Origin of the sequence: Haloterrigena gelatinilytica (assembly GCF_013342145.1) — an archaeon.
Classification (GTDB): Archaea; Halobacteriota; Halobacteria; order Halobacteriales; family Natrialbaceae; genus Haloterrigena; species Haloterrigena gelatinilytica.
The window spans coordinates 3,918,724-3,938,522 of sequence record NZ_JABUQZ010000001.1 but is presented as its reverse complement, the minus strand read 5'-3'; the positions used below and the strand labels follow the sequence as shown (position 1 = coordinate 3,938,522).

23 protein-coding genes are annotated in these 19,799 nt (G+C 65.9%); 6 read left to right on the top strand and 17 right to left on the bottom strand.

All coding sequences use genetic code 11. The features are described 5' to 3' along the window. Positions 1–20 precede the first annotated feature (20 nt). From HTZ84_RS19575 to HTZ84_RS19565, 3 genes are read right to left on the bottom strand one after another with little or no spacing between them, the layout of a single operon-like run. Positions 21–1,187, bottom strand: a complete 1,167-nt coding sequence (locus tag HTZ84_RS19575) for a zinc-dependent alcohol dehydrogenase (RefSeq protein WP_174682631.1) — start codon at positions 1,185–1,187, stop codon at positions 21–23. Positions 1,188–1,198: 11 nt separating this feature from the next. Beyond that, positions 1,199–1,936 (bottom strand): SRPBCC family protein, encoded by a 738-nt coding sequence (locus HTZ84_RS19570; protein WP_174682199.1) that lies wholly within the window; start codon positions 1,934–1,936, stop codon positions 1,199–1,201. A 2-nt stretch (positions 1,937–1,938) separates the two neighbouring features. Next, positions 1,939–2,727 carry an HpcH/HpaI aldolase family protein gene (locus tag HTZ84_RS19565; RefSeq protein WP_174682198.1) on the bottom strand — a complete coding sequence of 263 codons (789 nt, stop codon included), beginning with the start codon at positions 2,725–2,727 and terminating at the stop codon, positions 1,939–1,941. Between the two features lie 98 nt (positions 2,728–2,825). Here HTZ84_RS19565 and HTZ84_RS19560 point away from each other — a divergent pair, with 98 nt between their 5' ends. Continuing rightward, entirely contained in the window at positions 2,826–3,338 is a 513-nt protein-coding gene (locus HTZ84_RS19560) for a cupin domain-containing protein (RefSeq protein ID WP_174682197.1), read from the top strand. Between the two features lie 179 nt (positions 3,339–3,517). Continuing rightward, complete coding sequence (locus HTZ84_RS19555) at positions 3,518–3,961, top strand: universal stress protein (protein WP_174682196.1); 444 nt, start codon at positions 3,518–3,520, stop codon at positions 3,959–3,961. Positions 3,962–4,098: 137 nt separating this feature from the next. On the opposite strand, the gene HTZ84_RS19550 is transcribed toward HTZ84_RS19555, so the two are convergent. Then, a complete protein-coding gene (locus tag HTZ84_RS19550) occupies positions 4,099–5,313 on the bottom strand; it encodes an MFS transporter (RefSeq protein WP_174682195.1) in 1,215 nt (404 codons plus the stop codon). A gap of 113 nt (positions 5,314–5,426) precedes the next feature. Here HTZ84_RS19550 and HTZ84_RS19545 point away from each other — a divergent pair, with 113 nt between their 5' ends. Beyond that, positions 5,427–5,903 carry a TIGR03668 family PPOX class F420-dependent oxidoreductase gene (locus HTZ84_RS19545; protein ID WP_174682194.1) on the top strand — a complete coding sequence of 159 codons (477 nt, stop codon included), beginning with the start codon at positions 5,427–5,429 and terminating at the stop codon, positions 5,901–5,903. Between the two features lie 38 nt (positions 5,904–5,941). On the opposite strand, the gene HTZ84_RS19540 is transcribed toward HTZ84_RS19545, so the two are convergent. The 5 genes from HTZ84_RS19540 to HTZ84_RS19520 all read right to left on the bottom strand — a co-directional run bounded on the left by HTZ84_RS19540 (position 5,942) and on the right by HTZ84_RS19520 (position 9,749). Next, positions 5,942–7,231 carry an MBL fold metallo-hydrolase gene (locus tag HTZ84_RS19540; protein ID WP_174682193.1) on the bottom strand — a complete coding sequence of 430 codons (1,290 nt, stop codon included), beginning with the start codon at positions 7,229–7,231 and terminating at the stop codon, positions 5,942–5,944. A gap of 133 nt (positions 7,232–7,364) precedes the next feature. Beyond that, positions 7,365–7,790, bottom strand: coding sequence for an SHOCT domain-containing protein (locus HTZ84_RS19535; RefSeq protein WP_174682192.1), 426 nt, complete (start codon positions 7,788–7,790; stop codon positions 7,365–7,367). Positions 7,791–7,829: 39 nt separating this feature from the next. Then, positions 7,830–8,180 carry a hypothetical protein gene (locus HTZ84_RS19530; RefSeq protein WP_174682191.1) on the bottom strand — a complete coding sequence of 117 codons (351 nt, stop codon included), beginning with the start codon at positions 8,178–8,180 and terminating at the stop codon, positions 7,830–7,832. Positions 8,181–8,190: 10 nt separating this feature from the next. Further along, positions 8,191–9,189: a polyprenyl synthetase family protein gene (locus HTZ84_RS19525; RefSeq protein ID WP_174682190.1), complete on the bottom strand. Its 999-nt coding sequence runs from the start codon at positions 9,187–9,189 to the stop codon at positions 8,191–8,193. Positions 9,190–9,464: 275 nt separating this feature from the next. Further along, positions 9,465–9,749 (bottom strand): hypothetical protein, encoded by a 285-nt coding sequence (locus HTZ84_RS19520; protein WP_174682189.1) that lies wholly within the window; start codon positions 9,747–9,749, stop codon positions 9,465–9,467. A gap of 345 nt (positions 9,750–10,094) precedes the next feature. On the opposite strand from HTZ84_RS19520, the gene HTZ84_RS19515 reads away from it, so the two are divergent. Continuing rightward, positions 10,095–10,493, top strand: coding sequence for a 30S ribosomal protein S6e (locus HTZ84_RS19515; protein ID WP_008893692.1), 399 nt, complete (start codon positions 10,095–10,097; stop codon positions 10,491–10,493). 19 nt (positions 10,494–10,512) lie between these two features. Next, positions 10,513–10,950 carry a DUF7112 family protein gene (locus tag HTZ84_RS19510; RefSeq protein WP_174682188.1) on the top strand — a complete coding sequence of 146 codons (438 nt, stop codon included), beginning with the start codon at positions 10,513–10,515 and terminating at the stop codon, positions 10,948–10,950. Between the two features lie 127 nt (positions 10,951–11,077). Here the strand turns inward: HTZ84_RS19510 and HTZ84_RS19505 are convergent, their stop codons facing one another. The 8 genes from HTZ84_RS19505 to HTZ84_RS19470 form a co-directional block, all read right to left on the bottom strand. Then, the gene (locus tag HTZ84_RS19505; RefSeq protein WP_174682187.1) at positions 11,078–11,578 is read right to left on the bottom strand and encodes a PadR family transcriptional regulator; all 501 of its coding nucleotides are present in this window, start codon (positions 11,576–11,578) and stop codon (positions 11,078–11,080) included. A 345-nt stretch (positions 11,579–11,923) separates the two neighbouring features. Next, positions 11,924–12,382 carry a FlaD/FlaE family flagellar protein gene (locus HTZ84_RS19500; RefSeq protein WP_008893689.1) on the bottom strand — a complete coding sequence of 153 codons (459 nt, stop codon included), beginning with the start codon at positions 12,380–12,382 and terminating at the stop codon, positions 11,924–11,926. A 118-nt stretch (positions 12,383–12,500) separates the two neighbouring features. Beyond that, positions 12,501–14,222, bottom strand: coding sequence for an archaellar assembly protein FlaJ (gene flaJ, locus HTZ84_RS19495; protein ID WP_174682186.1), 1,722 nt, complete (start codon positions 14,220–14,222; stop codon positions 12,501–12,503). A gap of 24 nt (positions 14,223–14,246) precedes the next feature. Continuing rightward, positions 14,247–15,926 (bottom strand): type II/IV secretion system ATPase subunit, encoded by a 1,680-nt coding sequence (locus tag HTZ84_RS19490; protein ID WP_174682185.1) that lies wholly within the window; start codon positions 15,924–15,926, stop codon positions 14,247–14,249. Next, a complete protein-coding gene (locus tag HTZ84_RS19485; protein ID WP_008893686.1) occupies positions 15,927–16,655 on the bottom strand; it encodes an ATPase domain-containing protein in 729 nt (242 codons plus the stop codon). Further along, complete coding sequence (locus tag HTZ84_RS19480; protein ID WP_174682184.1) at positions 16,652–17,116, bottom strand: flagellar protein G; 465 nt, start codon at positions 17,114–17,116, stop codon at positions 16,652–16,654. The genes HTZ84_RS19485 and HTZ84_RS19480 overlap by 4 nt, the downstream gene beginning before the upstream one ends. A 3-nt stretch (positions 17,117–17,119) precedes the next feature. Then, positions 17,120–17,560, bottom strand: coding sequence for a flagellin (locus tag HTZ84_RS19475; RefSeq protein ID WP_174682183.1), 441 nt, complete (start codon positions 17,558–17,560; stop codon positions 17,120–17,122). Positions 17,561–17,580: 20 nt separating this feature from the next. Next, positions 17,581–18,723 (bottom strand): FlaD/FlaE family flagellar protein, encoded by a 1,143-nt coding sequence (locus HTZ84_RS19470; RefSeq protein ID WP_174682182.1) that lies wholly within the window; start codon positions 18,721–18,723, stop codon positions 17,581–17,583. 476 nt (positions 18,724–19,199) lie between these two features. Here HTZ84_RS19470 and HTZ84_RS19465 point away from each other — a divergent pair, with 476 nt between their 5' ends. Then, positions 19,200–19,799 (top strand): archaellin/type IV pilin N-terminal domain-containing protein, encoded by a 600-nt coding sequence (locus tag HTZ84_RS19465; protein ID WP_174682181.1) that lies wholly within the window; start codon positions 19,200–19,202, stop codon positions 19,797–19,799.

The window sequence follows — 19,799 nt, the reverse complement described above, 5'->3', positions numbered from 1 at the left end:
CGCCGCCGGCCCGAATCGCCTCAGGGCGTCATCACGACCTTGATGCAGTCGTCCTCCTTGTCGTTGAACGTCTGGTACATCTCCGGCCCGTCCTCGAGGCCGACCTGGTGGGAGATGATGAAGGAGGGGTCGATCTCGCCCTCCTCGATCTTCCCCAGCAGCGGGTCGAGGTAGCGCTGCATGTGCGTCTGTCCCGTCTTGACCGTCAGCGCCTTGTTCATCAGCGGGCCGAAGGGGACGTTCGCGCGCCCGAGGTAGACGCCGGGCACCGAGAGGGTGCCGCCCTTGCGACAGCACTTGATGGCCTCGCGGAGCACGTACGGGCGATCGTCCTGCAGCTTCGCGCCTTCCTTGACGCGGTCGGAGACGCCGTCGAGACCCGTCCCGTGGGCCTCCGTCCCGACCGCGTCGATACAGCGGTCCGGGCCGCGACCGCCGGTCATCGACATCAACTGGTCGTAGACGTCCGCGTGCTCGTAGTTGATCGTCTCCGCGTCGCCGTGTGTCCCGGCCATCTCGAGGCGTTCGGGGACGCGGTCGATGGCGATCACCTGGTTCGCGCCCATCATCTGTGCGCTCTGGACGGCGAACTGGCCGACCGGGCCACAGCCCCAGACGGCGACGGTGTCCTCCGGCTCGATATCGGCGTTCTCGGCGGCCATGTACCCCGTCGGGAAGACGTCGGAGAGGAACAGCACCTGCTCGTCGGGAACGTCGGACTCGATCTTGATCGGACCGACGTCGGCGTAGGGTACCCGCAGGTACTCCGCCTGGCCGCCGGCGTAGCCGCCCAGCAGGTGGGAGTAGCCGAACAGGCCGGCCGGCGACTGGCCCATCATCTTGCGGGCCATCTCGGCGTTGGGGTTCGAGTTGTCACAGAGCGAGTAGAGGTCCTCCTCGCAGAACCAGCAGGAGCCGCAGCTGATCGTGAAGGGGACGACGACCCGGTCGCCGACCTCGAGGTTCTCGACCTCGTCGCCGGTCTCGACGACCTCGCCCATCGGCTCGTGGCCGAGGACGTCGCCCTCGCGCATTCCCGGCATCCGGTCGTTGTAGAGGTGGAGGTCAGAGCCGCAGATCGCGGTGGCCGTGATCTCGACGATCGCGTCGGTCGGCTCCACGATCTCGGGCCGGGGAACCTCGCTGACTCGAACGTCCTTTTCGCCGTGCCACGTGAGCGCTCGCATCGTTTCGTCGGTCATAGCAGATCACCCCGTCCGCGAGCGGACGGTCGATTCTCGGTCGTCGGCACCGTGCCTGTCTCCGCGAGACTCTTGAAGCGATCCAGCGCCGTCCCGACGAGCGACTCGGGGACGACGTCGAGTCGCTCCACGGCCGCGCTGCCGGCCGTCCCGCCCGGCGGATCGAGGCGGACCTCGAGGGTCACCTCCGTCCCGCGGTCGCCCGGAGCCGAGTCGAACGACAGCGACCAGGCGTCGAACAGCGCGCCGCTCGCGTCGTCGTCGACCGTCTCCCAGCGGAGCCGCTCGCCGGACTCGTCGGTCGTGATCTCCATCTCCCACGACAGCTCCCGGGCGAGCGGGCCGGCCGCGCTCCACCGGTAGCGCTCGTCGCCGACCGCGGAGACGTCGGCGAAGTGGCCGACGATGCGCTCTAAGTTCTCGGGGTCGCGAGCGAGGTCGGACAGTTCGTCCGCCGGTTTGTCGATGGTGATCGACCGTTCGACCGGTTCCGTCCCGCCGGCGTCGGACAGATAGTCGCTGAGCGTTCGGTAGGAGAGCGCGCCGCCGACGAGCGCGAGTACCGTCCCGCCCAGCGAGCGGCGCCGGAGCCCGAACGCGACGAGGGCGCCGCCGAGGGCGACGGTGCCCACTCGTTTCCACCGGGATCGGTTAGATTCCGCTCCCGCGGACGCTCCCGGATGCATCGAGTTCGATACCTCCTCGACCGCCGAATCGAACGAGTGTTCGGACATGATCAGGACCCTCCGTATTCGTTCAGCCACGAGCGCACGGCGCCGCCCAGCGCCCCGGTCGTACTCCCCAGGTTGAGGATCTGGTAGCCCGACTCGGCCTTCTCGTTGACGTCGTCCATTCCGAACCCGAGCCCGCCCAGCGGGACCTCGGCCTCGAGGGCCGCCTCCCGAATCTCCTCGATTCGCTCTTCGACCTCGTCGTGGGTGGGCTCGCCGGGGTGGCCCAGCGAGACGGCCAGATCGAGCGGGCCGGCGAAGACGAACCCCAGCCCCGGCACCTCGAGGATCTCCTCGATGTCGTCGATCGCGGTCGGGTTCTCGATCGTCACGCCGACGACGATCTCGTCGTCCTCGGTGCCGGCGTAGTCGTCGGTCGTCCCCCACCGACTCGCGCGGGGGCTGGCGAAGCCGCGTTTGCCCGGCTCGCCGTCGTACTCGAACCGCGAGGCCTCGATCGCCCGCCGCACCTCGTCGGCGGACTCGATCCGGGAGACGAACAGCGACCGGACGCCGGCATCGAGCGTCTTCCGGACCATTCCGGGGTCGGGTTCCGGTAATCTGACGAGCAGTTCCGTTCCCGTCACGTTCGCGGCCCGAGTCAGCTCCTCGAGTCGGTCCCCGTCGAACGGGCTCGGCCCGGCGTGCTCGAGGTCGATCCAGACGAAATCGAGTCCGAGTTCGCCGTAGAACTCGACCAGCGTCGGATCGTACGCGTTCTCGAGGACGCCGAGCGCGACGTCGCCGTCCGCGAGCGTCTGCTGTAAGAGGTTCGTTCGTGGCGAGGTCGCCATAGGCCTCCGACACGAACCGAATGGATAAAGCTTCGCGCTGAATTAGAAGTCCGCTTCGCTCTCGAACGGTTTTGTGCCGACGCGCCGAACGGAGATCCATGCGACACCTCGCGATCGACGACGTCGACTCCGATCCGTACGACGAGGAGCTCCACACCGATCGCCGCGCCCTCGCCGACCCCCTCGGGACGGACCACCTCGCGATCACGCGCTACGTCCTCGAGCCCGGCGAGCGGTTCAGCGGGTCCGTCCACGCTCACGCGGATCAGGAGGAGGTGTTCCTCGTGCTCGAGGGAGAGGCGACGTTCGAACTCCGAGCGGACGACGGCGACGAGCGAGGCGAGGTGACCGTCGCCGAGGACGAGGCGGTCCGATTCGCGCCCGGCGAGTTCCAGTCGGGGTACAACGCCGGGACTGAGCGCGTGGTCGCGATCGCGCTGGGTGCACCCCGAGAAAGCGACGACGTTCGCATCGCTCGGATACCCGTCCTCGAGGACAGAGACGTCGCCTGTCCCGGCTGCGAGTGCGACCACATGCGGATCTCGCGGACCGACGGCGTCGACTTCGAGTGCCCGGACTGTGACGCGACGCTGGTACTCGAGGACGCGTGATGCCTTTCACTGATCCGTTTTCCGAGTATTCCGTTCTCCCGGTAGCGGAGAGCCGCGATACCGACTCCCGGCCCCAGTTTCAGAGAACGACGAAGAGATCGTAGCGTTTACTCGCATCCGCAATATCGTGGTAGTAAGTAGCACAGACCTAAGTCGCTATTCATCGAAATTAGACCCGTATGCCAATCGTCGCAGCGGTCGATCGGTCGGATCGAGCGAGATCAGTGATCAGACAAGCCCGCGAACTCGCCGACGCGTACGGCGTCGAACTCCACGCCGTCCACGTGCGGGACGCGGCGGAGACCACCAGCAACGAGGCCGCCAGGTACGCCCTCGAGGAGGTCGACGCGATAGTCGAAGACGACCGCGACCAGCGGGCGACCGAAATCGCCCGCGAGATCGTCGAAGGGATCGAAGGATCCGGCGAGTTCACGCCCGTCGGATTGACCGGTGATCCCGCACCGACACTGCTCGATTACGCGAAGGAACGCGACGCCGAGTGTATCGTCGTCAGCGCTCGCAAACGCTCCTCGTTCGACCAGGTCCTGTTCGGCAGCGTCACCCAGTCGCTGCTCTTGAACGCCGATCGGGCCGTGGTCGCTGCACCGCACGAAGCGGCCTGATCTCCGGTCCCTCTCCGGACCGGGCTCACCGGATCGAAGCCGAGCGAACGGCTCTCTGACAATCTCGAACGACCGTCCGAGGCGTCCCGAGAACCGGGGGACGGAGGCCGTTGATCGCTGGTATCCTCGAGTCCACCTTAATTCTCGAGCGAGTGCAACGCCCACCCCGCGAGGACCACGACGAGCGCGCCGGCCGCGAGGACGACCAGTCCGGGGACGAACGAGCCGGTCGCGTCGCGTAACGCTCCGACGAGCATCGGGCCGAAAAAGCCCCCGAGCTCGCCGACGGCGAAGATGAAGCCGACCGCGGTGCCGGTCAGGCGGGCGCCGATTCCCTCGAGGTCCGGCGGGATCGCGCGGACGAGCGGCGAGATGCCACCGACGCCGATCCCGGTGACGACGATGCCGACGAGGACCAGCGGGCCGGTACCGCCGACGATCACGCCGGCGACGCCGACGAACGCGACGGCGCCGCAGGCCATCAGCGCGGGCCGTCGCAGTCCGTATCGGTCGGCCAGTTCCGGGACGGTGAGCACGCCGACAACGTAGGACGCCACCAGTATGCTCGTGGTCTGTCCGGCCGGGCCGGCCGCGAGCCCCCGGGACTCGAGCAGCGTCGGGAGCCACCCCTGCAGCCCGTGGTTCAAGAGCAGGTACATCGTCCCGATGACGACGACCAGTTGCAGTTCCCGGTGAGAAAGGACCAGCCGGAGGTCCTCGAGAATCGACTCGAGGGAGAAGCCGCCGTCGCCGTCCATCCGGTCGTCGATTCCCGCCCGGAGGGTGACGACCAGCCAGACGAGCCCGTAGGCGACGGCGACGACGCCGCTCCAGAAGAACAGCGGCCGCCAGCCGCCGAGCCACGGTCCCAGGATCGGCCGTCCGACGGCGAAGACGAGCGCGGAGCCCGTCGACGCGCCCACGAGGTAGACGGCCGACGGGCGGCCGGTCTTCTCGGGCGGGAACAACACGCCGACCAGTTTCGGGAGGCCGAAGGTGATCGCCGTGGCACCGACGCCGAGCAGCAGCGTCACGACGAACAGCGACGGAAAGCCGGGCGCGAAACTCCGGGCGATCTGTGCCACTCCGTAGATCAGCACGCCCGCCGCGAGGCTCCGGCCGGGCCCGATCCGGTCGACGGCGACGCCGGAGAACAGCGCCAGCGGGATGTAGGTCAGCGGCACCGCGCCCGTGAGAATCCCCGCCTGCGTGCTCGAGAGTCCCACGTCGTCGATGATCACCGACAGGTACGCCGGCAGCGAGAACCAGACGAACATCAGGCAGGTGTAGCTCAGCGCTCCGAACGCGACGAGTCCGTACTCCCGACGATAGCCGGCGCTCGAGCGCCTCATTCGGACGAAGTGAGTGTCGGGCCACTCGAGTAGTTTGCTTTTCCGGTGGATAGCCCCGGGTTCGGGCGACGGGCCCCACCGACCGTTTTCCCCGTCGGCGCCGTTCGTTCGGTATGACGCCCGAAGAGCGAGCCGTCCTCGAGCGCGCCCGCGTCGCGTCGCTGGCGACGGCCGACGGCGACGGTCGCCCCCACGCGGTCCCGATCTGCTACGCGGTGCTCGAGGACGCCGACGGCGACTCGGCGTCCGACTCCGATCGCGACCTCCGACTCGTCTCGGCGATCGACGAGAAACCGAAGTCGACCCGCGACCTCCGGCGCGTCCGCGACGCACGGGCGAACCCGCACGCGACCGTGCTCGTCGACTACTACAGCGAGGACTGGTCGCGGCTCGCGTGGGTGCAGGTCCGGGGCCGCGCCACCGTCATCGAGGCCGAAGACGGAGACAATACCGCCCACGGCGCCGCCGTCGCCGCCCTCGAGTCGAAGTATGACCAGTACGCAGACCACGACCTATCCGAGCGCGCGGTCCTCGAGATTCGCGTGGAGCGGACGCTCTCGTGGGGTGCGCTCGAGGAGTACGCGGAGTGAGGCGAGGACGCGGCGGACGGCCGTAGCGCGGCGGAAGACTACGACGCGGAGCGAGGCGACACCGAGACGGTCTCGCCGCGTTCGGGCGCCGCTGCGTCGAACCCGTCCGCCCGCAGTTCCTCGGCGAACGCCTCGCAGCGGTCGCCGTGGTTGATCAGCACCTCGGCGTCCCGGTAGGACTCGAGGAATCCGAGGATCCCGTCCCGATCCGCGTGGGCTGAGAAGTCGTACTGCTCGACCCGGGCGCTGATCGGCATCCGGCGGCCGTCGATCTCGGCGCTCCCGGTCTCGAGGAGGTCGCGGCCGGGGGTGCCCTCGACCTGATAGCCGGTCATCGCGATCTTGTTCGTCGGGTTCGCGCGGATCTCGGGAATGTAAGTCATCGCCGGACCGCCCGAGAGCATCCCGCTGGTGGTGATGATCGCGGCTTTCTGGTCGGTGATGCGCTTTCGCTGCCCGTTTCGGCCGGTGACGAACCGCGCGTGGGAGATCGCCCGCCGGAACGCGTCGGCGTCGCGGACGAAATCGGGATACCGGCGCAGCATCTCGGTCACTCGCTTGCCCATCCCGTCGACGTAACAGGGGATGTCGTGTGCGTCGCAGACGAGCATCAGCTCCTGCGTGCGGCCGATCGCGAACGCGGGGACGACGACCGTGCCGCCCTCCCAGAGGGTCGTCTGCACGCTCTCGGCGAATCGCTCCTCGACGACGGCCCGGTCGTCGTGTTCGACGTCGGAGTAGGTGCTCTCACAGAGAACGACGTCGGCATCGGGCCGCGCGGTCGTTCCCGGAACGAGCCGCTGGCCGCTCGGGGACGTCGTCTCGGCCGCGTCGCCCCGACGATCGTCGACGTGGAAATCGCCCGTGTAGAGCAGGCGCGTCTCGCCGTCGTCGACGAGGACGTGCGCGCTCCCCGGGATGTGGCCCGCGTTGTAGAACGTCACCTCGTGGCCGGCCGCCTCGAACGTCTCCCGGTAGCCGTGAGTCTGCGAGACCTGCGTGACGCGCTGGACGTCCGTCTCGGTGAACGGACACTGCATCGTTCCGCCGTGGAGGTTCAGCGTGTCCCGAGCGAGCGTCAGCGTCAGTTCGTACGTCGGCGGCGTCCAGTGGATCGGCGGCCGCGCGTCGCCCGAGAGCAGCGCCGGCACGGCGCCGACGTGGTCGAGGTGGCCGTGGGAGACGACGACCGCCTCGGGCGTCGGCGTCTCGACGGGAAACTGCGGCGGGTTCGCCGTCAGCATCCCGAAATCGAGCAGCAGGGCGTCGTTCACGAGGATCGCGCTGCGACCCACCTCGCGAGCGCCGCCGAGAAATCGAAGCTCCATCGTTCGCACTGCGGCCTCGAGTCGAATAAGGGGTTTCAAAATCGACGCGGCGGCAGGGCCACGGCGGACCAACGACGGCAGGGTGTAGTGACCCGACGGGACAGGGCGGCGACGGGACGGCGCGGGACCGCGGCTACCGATCCCAGAGCCGCGTTCGATCGGTCGTCGAGTCGCGCGAGCGCCGCGCGTCGAGACCGTCGGTTCGACCGTTTCCGTCCTCGAGCAGACGGTCGAGTTCCCGTTCGAACTCGGCCTCGCTGAGTTCGCCATCGACGTACTGCGAGCGGAGGCGTTCCTCGCGAACGTCGGTCGACCGGGCGCCGTCGCGTCCGTACTCGGTCTCGAGACCGTCTCCTCCGCCGTCGTCTCGGAGCAGGGAGACGAGTCCGACGGCGGCGAGGACGACGACGGCGAGCATCGCGAGCGTCGCGACGGCCGTCACGACGGTCGCGACGACCGAGAGGACGATACCGACGACCGTCGCGATGACGCTGAGCGCGATGAACGCGAGCAGGAGGGCGCCGGCGCTCTTGAGCAGGAGTGATCCGAGTCGGGGCATACCTGTAATTCGACGCACACGCACAAAAATCTACAGACGCTACGAGCCGTTGGAACGCGGTTCGCCGGAGACGGCCGCGAGCGTGGCCGTTCGCTTCGTGAGCCCGATGAGATAGACGTCGAGCAGGCAGACGATCAGAACGGCGAGGGGTACGGCGACGTCCAAATAGCTGACGGAGTCGAACTGCAACGCCGTGACGAAAAACGGCTCGCTCACGGCGAACGCGCCGGACAGCGTCCGGGCGGAGAGGAAGGCGAGCGAGAGGACGTACAGCCCGAACCAGCTCGCCCCGCGTTTCCACTCGCCCAGATAGCAGTGGCCGAGCCCGGCGACGAACGCCGAGAGCGGGTACGCAGGCCAGATCGGCCGCGAGAGTTCGCCGTCGCTCATCGGTCGTGACTCACCCGGAAAACGGCAGCCGCGTCGCTCGCTCGAGTCGGTCCAGCGGCGTCGAACCGGAGCCGGTCGTCTCGACGGCGTCGGCCAGCGATTCGAGCGCTCCGCGGGCTCGCTCGAGGTGGGACTCGACGGTCGGACCGCCCGACTCGGCCCCGTCGCGCGGCGCCGTTCCCGCGGGCGTCTCGGCCTCGCCGGCGAGGATGCGAGCGGCGCGCGACCGGAGATCGGTGTCGGACGCGACCGAGGTCCGGGACGTGAGTGCGGTCATCACCGCGTGACTATACGTCCGCAGCGCCGTCCGTGTTTCGGTCGGCGCGCCGACGACGGTCGCGCCGAGCGCACCGGCGGTCTCGGCGAGCGTCGCCTCGACGGCCGCGGAGTCGATGGCGCCGCGTCGTTCGTCGACCGGCGCGGCGTCGGACAGGAGCAGGAAGCGGCGCGCGAGCGCCGAGGACCCCTCGGTCAGCAGGCGGTACAGTTCGAGCCGGCGCTCCGCCGGAAGCGGCGCGTCGGCGACCGTCGCGTAGGCGCCGGCGTGGAGGTGATCGCTCGCCAGGAGGACGGCGTCCCGGTCCGCCGGGAACCGAACGTTCTCGAGGAGGACGGACAGCCACTCGGGTGTCGCGTCGGCCGTTTGGACCCGGGCGTCGTGATCGCCGCCGTCGGCGCCCGCCACCAGCGCGAGCCGGAGTCGAACGTAGCCCTCGAGGAGGACGACGGACGTGGCGACGGGTTCGAGGAGGCGACCCAGTCGGTCTGAATCGGGTCGCGTGTGGGAGTCCGCGGCCTCGAGCCCGACCTCGCCGGCGTTCGTACACAGCGTCGCGGGCAGCGATCGGTCCCGGGGCGGCAGCGATGCGGTAGCCAGCGCTCGGATCGGCTCCGCGAGGCCGCCGGTCGGCCCGGCGGGAGGCTGATCTCGGGCGTTCCGAGCCGTCTCATCGGCCTCCCGTCCCGTCACAGATCCGTCGGTAGTGGTGGGGTCGCTGTACCCGGTCATCCGGAGGAACCACCGTCCTGTTCCGGACACAGTGTGCCACTGGCCAGCGAGTCGGAGGGCGCGAACGGCGCGGCCGTGCTGCGATCGGTTCTATCGGCGGCGATCCGGGCAGTGAGGTCGATGTCGGCGACTTCGCAGTGAACTCTGTCGGTCGTACCCATGATCGCATCACGAGCGTCTGTGCTGGTCACTTACCGAATAGTCAGTCAGGACGGAGAAAGTCGTTTCGGTTCACACGAATACCGATGGCGCGGGGGAAACTCCGACGCTGGCCGCTACTCCTCGTTTCGATACCGTCGGATTCCGAACTGACCGTAGCCGCCGTAGGCGATCTCGAGCGACCCGATCCACCAGTTCCACCGGTCGGTCGGCGGCCCGTCGGGCGCGTCCGCGAGTTCGTCGAGGACCACCTCGTTCGTCAGCGGCACCCCGACGTCGTCCTCGTACCGTCCGGCGTCGGCGAGGTCGACGGCCTCTCGAACGACCACGCGGGACTGGCCCATCGTACCGCCGAACTCGTCGCGCAGGCGGACCTCGAGTTTCCCGGGATCGATGAACACGGGTTGTCGTAAGCGTTGCAAGTACTTGACTGTTCGAGCGACGGTGATCGTGACGGTCGACTCGAGGGCGGCTCCGGACTAATTTCCACGGTCGGGAGGACGGCTCGAGCACCGCGAGAGCCGTCCGACTCGGGGAAGGGCAGGCGAATCACGATAACGACCGCGAGTGAGCGCCGCAGGCGCGAACGAGCGGGCCGACGACCGATGTGGAGTGAACGTAGTGAACGGAACGGAGGGAGGAGTGCTTTTCATCGACGTTTTGCCGAGTGCGGTCGCTTCGCGACCGCACGCAGAGCAAAAGGTCGTATCGATGTTCTTTTGACCGACGGTCCTCTTCCGTCGGGTATGGCAAGTTTCACTGTCGTCGTCGGCGACCCCGACTCCGGGTCGTCCTATCAGCTCGAGGCGGAGGAACAGGACGCGAATCGGTTTATCGGCAAGTCGATCGGCGAGGAAGTCGACGGCGGCGCGGTCGGTCTCGACGGCTACACGCTCGAGATCACCGGCGGCTCGGACGACGCCGGGCGACCGCTGAACCCCGAGGTCGCGGGCTCGAACCTCAAGGAAGTCCTGATGAAGGAGCGCCAGACGGGCTACAAGCCGTCTCGCGACGGTGAGCGCCGCCGCATCACGGTTCGCGGCCGCGAGGTCTCCGACGCCGTCGCACAGATCAACGCCTCGATCGTCGACCGCGGCAGCACCGACGTCGACGAGCTGCTCGGCGACGCCGAGGACGGCGAGTAACAGACGAGTTTTTTCGGTTATGGCAGATCGAATTGCGAGCGACCATCCGTCAGTGCAGACGGTTCGGTCGACCTGCGCGGAGACGACGACGGGCGTGCGCCTCGAGATCCCGGCCGACGACCGGGAGGCGTTTCCGACCGACGAGGTCGTCCGGATCGTCATCGAGGGCGAGGAGCTGTTCGGCCGAGTCGAACGGGCGTTGACCGGCGACGACCTGTCGATTCCGGGCGTCTACGAGACGCCGGACGCGGCGCGCGATCCGAGCGAGGCGACGGATCGGCTTATCGAGTGGGTCGACGCGGGAAGCGTCTCGAAGGGCGGCTCGGTACTGATCGACGTCGTCGAGCCCGACTTCCTCTACGGACTGCGTGCACCCGGCGAGACGACCTACTACGACGCGTACGAACCGCCGAGCAACAGCTTGAGCGACATCGCAAAGGATCTCGAAGAGCAGTAACGGCTCGAAGCCGTCGTCAGCGAGCCGATCTCCGAGGGAGCACCACCGGTCGACAAACGGCGTCGCTACTGCGTTCCGGTATCGGTGCGATCGGTAAAAATTCGATAGCGCGGCGGGTAGCCGCCGCTCAGAGCCGCGGCAGGAACGCGTACAGCAACAGTCCGAAGGCCAGATGCTGGACCATCGTTCGCTCGACGGTCGATCTGACGAACTCCTCGTCCGCGATGGAGTACTCCTTGGTTCGAACCTTCGCGTGCATCGACAGCACGCCCTCCTCCTCCAGCGCGTGGAGGCACGGGTAGACGGTGCCGGGACTGAGCTGGGCGCCGAAGAGATGAGTCAGATCCGAGAGGAGTTCCTTGCCGTGGGTCTCCTCGTGTAAGGCGATCAGCATCAGGAGAATCTCGTCCAGGTTCTCCTTGATCAGCGCCTCGTCGAACGTGACGTCGTCGGTCGGCAGCGCCGCGTTGACCTGATCCATTAGCTCGTCGAGCTCGCGCTCGACGTCCTTGGTCGACTCCGCCGTCGTTCCAAGCGAGATATCGTACGATTCCGACTGTGAATCCGCAGTCGCCGCCCTCGACAGTTCGTCGAAGACGGACTCGGTATTGTGGGTTTCCTCACGCATTGACGATCACCAGTGGGGGGTACGTGACTGGAACCGTCAACGCCACGCGTCGGCCACGCACTGCCGCCGGTGACAGCGGCCCCAGTCACGACTACTGTGACCCTGGCACTGATACGTATTAAACGACAGGGAACGGAACAGACAGCGTGTTCGTAATTAGAACATATCCTGAGTTACAAAATAACTGTTTTATCGGCTATTGGATATTACTGCGGCCTGTGCGGACTCAATAACGATGCGTACGACAGTGTATTTTCAGAATAGGTTGTATTGTTCTGATTGTATCTCAAAACGAACTAGTTCTTGCGGATTATGTCAGAAACCGAAGAGGGGAGGAGGGGAGGATCAGTACGTCGACGGACCGTCCCGGATGATGCTCACCATCTCGTCGGGATCTCCGTCCTCGTCGTCCTCGTCGATCTGCCGTTCGACGCGTCGTTCGGCCATCCGGGCGATCATGACGTGTTCCTCGAGATCGTCGCCGCGGATCGTCGCGATGTACTCGAGACTCTGGGCGTGGGTGCTAAACAGCGTTCCGCTGAGCGACTCGAGGGGGTACTCCAGGGTCGTCGGTTCGTCGTACCGTTTGTTGTGGATCTCTCCCAGGGAGAGGCCCCGCAGATAGGAGACCATCTGTTTGCGCACGAGCGGACTGATCCAGCCGAGGTTCTCGTAGTAGCGCAGGCAGTTGAGCGCCCCCGTCGTCCCGAATGTTTCACCGAGAAAGCGGGCCCACTGGATGGTCGCGTCGGTCCGCCCGGCCGATTGTTCGAGCGTCTCGAGGTACGGTTTTGATCCTATCATGATGAGTGGCCGGCGTCTCCGGTCTATACGGTCAGCAGTCGCGGTAGTATCAAGAAGGTTCGGCCGATTACGAGCGGTGAGTCGCCCGTCCCCACGATCGGTCACAGGCCGGCCGAGGTCACATCACGAAGTTGACCACGTACTGCGTGCTGGTCGCGACGAGCGCGCCGAGCCACGTGAGGAAGACGAAGTGGACCAGCCCGCTGAGCAGGTGGCCGCGGTCGGTGATCCGGATCATGACCGCCGACAGCGCGGCGTTGACCAGGACCGTCCCGAGCAGCAGATACTCGATAGTGACGAGGTCGTACTGTTCGGTGTGCATGAGGTCCCCCGCGACTCGGCTCTGCTCGCCCAGATCCATCTCGCCGGTGATGTCCATCATGATCTCGACGACCTCGAGGCCGATGAAAAACGAGAAGACGCTCGCCGCGGTGATCCCGTAGAGGACGCCGATCAGCGTCGTCGTCGCCTGCTGGCGCTTCTCGCGGACCTTGAGCACCTCGTTCTGGTTCTTGCTGATCACGTTCCCCAGCACCTGCGGATCGCCGCCCATCTGTCGGCCGACGACGTACATGTCACCGAACTTCTGGATGAGGTACGACCCGGTCTCCGCGGCGAACAGCCGCCACGAGCGAACGTTGTCGATCCGCATGTTGAGTCGCTTGTAGAGGGCGTCGACGTTCGCGGTCAGCGCCCCGAAGTCCTTCTTGCGTAAGCTCTCGAGGACGCTCCCCGTCGAGGTTTGCTTGACGCTCTCGACGGTCCCCAGCGCCCGGATGAAGCTGGGGAACTCGCTGTCGCGGTCCTTGACCTTGCTCTCTTCTTCGCGGATGCGCCACCCGGGCAGGAGCAGCGGCGTCACGGGGATCGCCGCGAGGATCGGCAGCGGTACTCGATCGGCGACGAACGGGAGGTAGCCGAGGATAACGAGGAGGACGCCGATAGCGAGGACGAGGGTGCCGCCGATACCGATCGCGAGCGCGCGCGGGATTCGTTTCATCGGACCCTCCCCGTCCGTCTCCTCGATGTACCACGTCGGATCGTACGGCGACACCACGTGGATCGCGTAGACGAACCCGACTTGGACGATCGCGAACATGGCGATCGTCCCGGCGATGAGCAGCGTCGGACTCGTCCCGATCAGGATCGGCAGGACGATCGCGAACACGAGCACGAACGCCACCGACAGCATCATCGACATGTACAGTTCCTTCATCACGTCGAGTTTCGCCAGATCGGCCTCGTACCTGGTGACGAACTGCTGGATGATCGTGTCCTGTTCGTCCATCAGGAACTCGCTGATCTGCTGGCCGCCGCCGACCGTGTAGGCGAGTCGCTCGAGGAAGTCCGTCAGGAGCGGACTCGGCGTCTGCTTGGCGCGGATCCGGCAGGCGTCGTCGAGACTCTGGTTCCACGTGTCGACCAGCGCGACGAGGTAGCCCATCTCCTCGGCCAGCGCGTCGTACTCGTCTTCCTCGGCTAAGGTGCGGAAGATTTCGACGCGGTTGATGTTCGTCATCGAAAGGACCGTGATGTGGGTCAGAAAGAGGTGAAACCGCTGGCGGACCTGCTTTCGCTTCCGATCCTGAGAGAGTTTCGGGTAGATGATCGCGACGACCATCGCCAGCAGACTCAACAGGACGACCGGCAGGCCGACGAACAGCGGCAGCCCCAGCGCGATTATCAGCGCTACCCCGCCGATGAAGATCCCGAACGCCGGGGTGATCGCGAGGAGGAGATACCGCCCGGAGGACATCTCCATGGACGCGTACGCCGTGGCGAGCGACTCGAGGAACGATCGAGCGCTGGTGTCCGGCGCGGATTGGGTCTCTGTGGACATGTGCGGTGAGAAGCGGTGCGGTACTCAGGCGAACTGGTTGAGGTTGCGGATCCGAATCGGGAGACCTTCGATGCCGTCGCGCTGGAAGTCGGCGATGGCCTTGTTGACCTCGTGGTAGCCCAGGATGTCGGCGTCGATCAGCTGTCGGATGATCTCGGCGCGCCGGTCGAGTTCGTCGTAGATCTCGCGGGTGTCCTCGTACCCCAGCAGCGTCGCGATCTGTTCCTCCAGGACGTAGGAGTTGTTTCGGCCGGTAAAGGAGACGTCGTCGTCGCGGGGGTCCCACTTGAACGCCTGCCGGGTGACCACGCCGCCCTCGTAATCGGAGTAGCCCTCGATCTCCTGGACCGAGGTAACCCGTCGGAGGACGTCGTCGCCCTGCTTGACCCGGTTCTGGAACAGGGCGACGTCGCAGTTGTCCATGAACGTCTCGGGGACGTTGATCGGGGCGCCGGTAAACCGCTGGATCATCGAGACGATGTCGCTGGCGTGGAAGGTCAGCATGACCGGGTGACCGGTCTGGGCCGCCTGGAACGCCATCTGCCCCTCCGCTCCGCGGACCTCGCCCACGATGATGTAGTCGGGACGTGAACGCAGCGCGGCCGCGACCAGGTCGAACATGTCGACGTCGGCCGACTCGTCGCCCGATCCCTCGCGGGTGAGCAGTTGCTGCCAGGTGTCGTGGGGCGGGATGACCTCGGCGGTGTCCTCCGCGGTGTAGATCTTCGCGTCCCGGGGGATAAAGGAGAGCGCGGCGTTCAGCGTCGTCGTCTTCCCCGACGCCGTCTCGCCGACGACGAACACCGTCTGCTCGTTCTCGAGACAGAGCCAGAGGTACGCGGCCAGTTCCGGCGAGATCGTCCCCCACTTCGTGATCTGGAAGACCGACAGCGGGATCTCCTCGCCCTGACGGATCGTCAGCGAGGGCCCCTGCACGGAGACGTCGTCGGAGTAGATGATGTTGATACGCGAGCCGTCGGGCAGCGTCGCGTCGATCACCGGGTCGGAGTCGCTGACGGGGTGGTTCATCCGCTCGCCCATGTTGCGCAGCCACTGCTCGAACTCCTCGGGCGTGCCGAAGTCGACCGTCGCCTCGATCATGCCGTAGGTGCCGTGATCGAGGTAACACTGCTTGGGTCCGATGACGTGGATGTCCTCGTTCGCCGGGTCGGTCATCACGGGCTCGAGCGGTCCGAGCCCGACGATGTCCCGCTGGAGCTGGTAGCGCAGCCGATCGAACTGGTCCTGCGAGAGGGAGATCTTGCTGGTCCCGAAGGACTTGAGCCGACCGATCGACTGGCCGGTGATCCCCGACGTGACCTCGACGACGTCGTCGAGGAGTTCGTCCAAGTGCTCCTCGAACTCCTCGTTGTCGCCGGGCGCCGGTCGCGTGACGCTCTTGTCGAGGATCCGGCGGCGGATGCGGTCGTACAGCTCCTCGTCCTCGCCCTCGAGGGTCGGTTCGACGCAGTAGTAGGTCGTGCTGATCCCCAGATCGCCGTAGACGTGACAGAAGATCGGTTCCTCGGCCACGTAGATGACGTTGGGCCGGTGGGATTCCCACTCGCTCGAGGGTTCGTCGATGAGTTTCGGGTACTCGTTGTACTCCTCGTAGAACCACTCGAGGTGTTCCCGGAGGTGGGGGTACTCGTCGGCCAGCGCGTCCAGTTTGTTCTCGAGTCGCGCGGTTCCGAAGTCCGACATTTACGCCACCGTCCTACTGACGATCGAGATGCCACGGCCCTGCTGAACGCTGAAACCGATGGAGTCGTCGACCGGGCTCTTCATGTTCTGGAACCGTCGCACCAACACCTTCCGTCGGATCTCCTGGCCGACCGTGTTCGTCTCGATCTCGAAGTAGACGTCGGCCACGTTCCGCAGCGGCCGTAACGCGTCGTCGCCGACGCTCGACGGATCGACCGTCAACACGACCGTCTTGTCCTGCATCGTGACCTGCCGGAGAAACGAGACCAGCCGCTGGATCACGTGGTCCTCGTCACCGTCGTCGATAACCGCCTCGTAGTTGGGGTCGTTGCGCAACAGCGCCGAGAGCGTGTCGACGTAGACCACGTCGGCCTTCCAGAGCGTCTTCGCGCTCGCGAAGCGAGCCAGCAGTTGCCGCTTTTTCCCTTCGTCGTGCGTGTCGACGTTCGCGTGGAGGAACAGCAGCTGTTCCTCTAACAGGAGGTCGACGACGTCGTAGGACAGCGAGTTCATCTGCTGGACGAACTCCCAGGACTCGAGTTCCGTCGAGATGTAGGTGACGTAGGTCCCTTCGGTGGCCATCCCGTAGGAGAAGCGCTGGGAGAGCGCGCTCTTGCCGGCGCCGTCGACGCCCTCGATGAGCACGACGCTGCCCTCGGGGATGCCGCCGCCGATGGCGTTGTTCACGCGGTCCCGCCCTGTCAATCCGATGGAGTGGTAGTCGGTCATGGCACGTAGAATCGGAGCGTTTCCTCGTCGCCGTTGACGATGACGACGATCCGGTGCTCGGTCTCCGGTTCGAGTTTCTGCTCGAGTTCGAGTTCGGCGACCTCGCCGCGCCGCCACGTGTCCGAACTCCCTTCGTGGACGGTGAACGTAGCTGATTCGCTCGAGACGTACTCACCGTCGATCAGTACGTCGAGTGCAGAGCCGTCGCTGGCAAGGGTCTTTTGGCCGGTGTTCTTGATGAGCACGGAGACGTTTTCGCTCGTGTCGTTGTATATCGCATCGCTGCCCGGATCGCTGATGATCTCGACGTCGGTGTCGATCTTCTCTTTGACCTCGCCGCCGTAGGTGTCGATCGAGCCGCTGATCTCGGTGACGTTGGTCACGAGGGTCCCGGCGACGCCGGCCGCGACGAGCATCGCCGCGATAAAGAGGATCAGCGACGAGACGGAGTCACTCGCCATCGATCACACCTCCGTCGTCGTCGCGGCGACGCCGTGTTCGGTCACGAGCTTCACTCTGTCCGGTCGGTCGGCGGTCGAGACGACGATCGACAGCGTTTCGCCGGGCTGCCACAGCTCCCGGCCGGTGGTGCCGTCGACTCGAACCTCGAGCCACTCGCCGTTGGGCTCGTACTCGCCGTCGATCAGCAGATCCGTCTCGGAGACCGACAGCGTCGTCGAGCCGACGTTCGTCGCGTTCACGGTGAGATTGTCGCTCGAATCGTTGTAGGTCGTCTCCTCGAGTTCGAGATCGGTGTTGCGCAGATCGAGCGACCGGTCGTCGCGGTCGTCGATCGCGGCCCGGCGGTCCTCGTGGGCCGTCTGGATAACCGGATACGCGATCCCGACGGCGACGAGCGCGCCGACGAAGAGGATCGCGGCCGCGCCACTGGTACTGAATCCCATTCCTGGTCACCTCCGATCGGTCACGGGGTCGACCCCGCCTCCGTCGGGCCGTCGGTTTCGACCTCCCGTCTCGTCTCGTGGATCTCCTGTAGCTTCATGATGTACGTGTAGCTGTCCGCGTGGTCCTCGGCGGTCAGCTCCTCCGGCGTCGAGCCGGGATCGACGTTCATATCGAGGTCCGGCCCGCTGAGCACGCTCTCGAGGTGCGTCTTGACCTCCTCGTCGATCCAACCGATCTCGGCGTAGTAGGAGATCGCCCGCAGGGTCGCGGCCGATCCACCCGTTCTGACTAACTGGGTAAGCCACTCGAAGACGATGATGTCCGTCGCGTACGTGTCCGCGAGCGTCGTCAGCGTCGCGTCGTCCGGCTCGTCGCCCGTCGACTCGTCGTCGTGCTCGCCGTCCGCGGCCCCGGACGACGCGTCCGAATCGTCGACGCTGTCCGTCGCCCGTACCGCGACGTGCGTATCGTCTCCGTCGACCGCCTCCTCGTCGAACGTGATCGTCTCGCCGTCCGACGGCTGGGCCGCCGCGGCGTCCTCGATCACGCCCTTGAGGTCGTCGAACGAAACCGTCTCGTCGCCGTCGGCGTTCGACTCGATGTTGGCCCGGATCCCGGCTCCGTCCGTCGCCCGCGTCTCGGCGCCCGCTTCGTCCTCGCCGAAGACGCCGAAGCCGTTCTGGGCTTCGCCCTCGCCGGTGAACGGGTTCACGTCGTCCGTAACCTGATCGTAGACGCCCAGCAGCTGCTGGACGCGATCGTTCATCTCCTCGACCTGCTCCGCGACGTGTTGCTGGGAGTCCTGGACCGACCCCAGCTCGTTCTCCTTGTCCTCGAGTTCCTCCTCGAGCTCCTCGATCCGGTAATAGAGGTCGTCGATATCGTCCTCGTCGTCTCCGTCCGCGGAGCCGCGTCCGAACAGGCCGCTCCCACCGCTGCTTTCTTCCTCGGCATCGGACTCGGTGTCGTCGTCGGCAGCTAGATCAGCGGGGGATTCCGCGGATTCGTCGCCGGATTCCGGCGCGCCGGCCGACCCGGCGCCCTCTTCCCCATCGAACTCGTCGCTCTCTCGGTGCTGCTCGCGCTGGCGGCCGCGACGGCCGCCGCTGTTACTGAGGAAGTCTTCGATGAGTTCGCGGAGGGTTGCGAGTCCGAAATTCATAGGCTCCTACACGAAGTCCCGACGCGGCGGGCTCGTCGTCGCGGGCGGCTCGAGCGCGAGCTCCGGCTCGCAGACGCCGGCGGCAACGGACGATGGTTCCCCTGATACACGTCGCAGACTCATACTACTCCTCAGTAGCGGGCACGGTCCTAAAGGTGTACGCTCGAGTTCGCGCCGCGTTTCGAATCGTGAGTCGAGTCTCGATACGCCGACTGAAGTGATACAGAGCTTGATAGTCCGACTATCCGTTGTCACCACCGGGGTGCATCCCCAGATACTGTGATGCCACCGATCTCGCCACACGCCGGCCTTCGACGGGACAGCGATCGAGTCCCGTCGCCACGCCCCTCGAGGGAGCGACGGGCTCGCCCCGTCAGGTCGGCGATCGGCGTCCGCGATGTGGACGGCCGGACGCGTCGCACGCGGTGTAATCGCGACCCGTCGTGGGCGAGCGCGGCACGCAGGGTGTACGCACTATGTTCGAAACTATAACAGAAACCGAAGACCGCGGTCAGGTGGGTATCGGTACCCTCATCGTGTTCATCGCGATGGTCCTGGTCGCAGCGATCGCAGCAGGAGTATTGATCAATACGGCCGGAACGCTACAGAGTCAGGCGTCCGACACCGGTTCCGAGACGCAGGAAGCCGTCGCGAACCAGGTCGAAGTCGTTCACGCGAGCGGTTCTGTCAATGGAGACTATGTTGATCAAGTCAATATGACGATCATGAAATCGGCAGGTTCCGGAGCAATCGACCTGTCCTCAATGACCGTGCAGTATACCAGTGACAAGGACGACGTGACACTTACGTACAACGATAGTGCAACGCCGGCAACTCTGTCCAGTGGGACAGAATTCGCCACCGCAAATATCACTGGCTCTGGTGATGATACTGAACTACTAAACACAAACGACCGCGTCAAACTTTCCATCGACGTTGCGACGATCAACGGCGGTAATGGTCTCGCTGGTGGCGACAGCGCGACAGTTTCGCTCGTCGACCAGTCTGGTGCACAATTCACGTACGGTATCAGCGTGCCGTCGACCTTCGGCGACAAGCAGGTCGTGGAGGTCTAA

Coding starts and splice junctions, on each gene's coding strand:
- HTZ84_RS19500 (WP_008893689.1), bottom strand. CDS start 12,382: ATGATAGGATCAAAACCGTACCTCGAGACGCTCGAACAATCGGCCGGG.
- HTZ84_RS19485 (WP_008893686.1), bottom strand. CDS start 16,655: ATGACCGACTACCACTCCATCGGATTGACAGGGCGGGACCGCGTGAAC.
- HTZ84_RS19570 (WP_174682199.1), bottom strand. CDS start 1,936: ATGTCCGAACACTCGTTCGATTCGGCGGTCGAGGAGGTATCGAACTCG.
- HTZ84_RS19560 (WP_174682197.1), top strand. CDS start 2,826: ATGCGACACCTCGCGATCGACGACGTCGACTCCGATCCGTACGACGAG.
- HTZ84_RS19540 (WP_174682193.1), bottom strand. CDS start 7,231: ATGGAGCTTCGATTTCTCGGCGGCGCTCGCGAGGTGGGTCGCAGCGCG.
- HTZ84_RS19480 (WP_174682184.1), bottom strand. CDS start 17,116: ATGGCGAGTGACTCCGTCTCGTCGCTGATCCTCTTTATCGCGGCGATG.
- HTZ84_RS19515 (WP_008893692.1), top strand. CDS start 10,095: ATGGCAAGTTTCACTGTCGTCGTCGGCGACCCCGACTCCGGGTCGTCC.
- HTZ84_RS19475 (WP_174682183.1), bottom strand. CDS start 17,560: ATGGGATTCAGTACCAGTGGCGCGGCCGCGATCCTCTTCGTCGGCGCG.
- HTZ84_RS19565 (WP_174682198.1), bottom strand. CDS start 2,727: ATGGCGACCTCGCCACGAACGAACCTCTTACAGCAGACGCTCGCGGAC.
- HTZ84_RS19505 (WP_174682187.1), bottom strand. CDS start 11,578: ATGCGTGAGGAAACCCACAATACCGAGTCCGTCTTCGACGAACTGTCG.
- HTZ84_RS19530 (WP_174682191.1), bottom strand. CDS start 8,180: ATGAGCGACGGCGAACTCTCGCGGCCGATCTGGCCTGCGTACCCGCTC.
- HTZ84_RS19525 (WP_174682190.1), bottom strand. CDS start 9,189: ATGACCGGGTACAGCGACCCCACCACTACCGACGGATCTGTGACGGGA.
- HTZ84_RS19465 (WP_174682181.1), top strand. CDS start 19,200: ATGTTCGAAACTATAACAGAAACCGAAGACCGCGGTCAGGTGGGTATC.
- HTZ84_RS19490 (WP_174682185.1), bottom strand. CDS start 15,926: ATGTCGGACTTCGGAACCGCGCGACTCGAGAACAAACTGGACGCGCTG.
- flaJ (WP_174682186.1), bottom strand. CDS start 14,222: ATGTCCACAGAGACCCAATCCGCGCCGGACACCAGCGCTCGATCGTTC.
- HTZ84_RS19510 (WP_174682188.1), top strand. CDS start 10,513: ATGGCAGATCGAATTGCGAGCGACCATCCGTCAGTGCAGACGGTTCGG.
- HTZ84_RS19555 (WP_174682196.1), top strand. CDS start 3,518: ATGCCAATCGTCGCAGCGGTCGATCGGTCGGATCGAGCGAGATCAGTG.
- HTZ84_RS19575 (WP_174682631.1), bottom strand. CDS start 1,187: ATGCGAGCGCTCACGTGGCACGGCGAAAAGGACGTTCGAGTCAGCGAG.
- HTZ84_RS19470 (WP_174682182.1), bottom strand. CDS start 18,723: ATGAATTTCGGACTCGCAACCCTCCGCGAACTCATCGAAGACTTCCTC.
- HTZ84_RS19535 (WP_174682192.1), bottom strand. CDS start 7,790: ATGCCCCGACTCGGATCACTCCTGCTCAAGAGCGCCGGCGCCCTCCTG.
- HTZ84_RS19550 (WP_174682195.1), bottom strand. CDS start 5,313: ATGAGGCGCTCGAGCGCCGGCTATCGTCGGGAGTACGGACTCGTCGCG.
- HTZ84_RS19545 (WP_174682194.1), top strand. CDS start 5,427: ATGACGCCCGAAGAGCGAGCCGTCCTCGAGCGCGCCCGCGTCGCGTCG.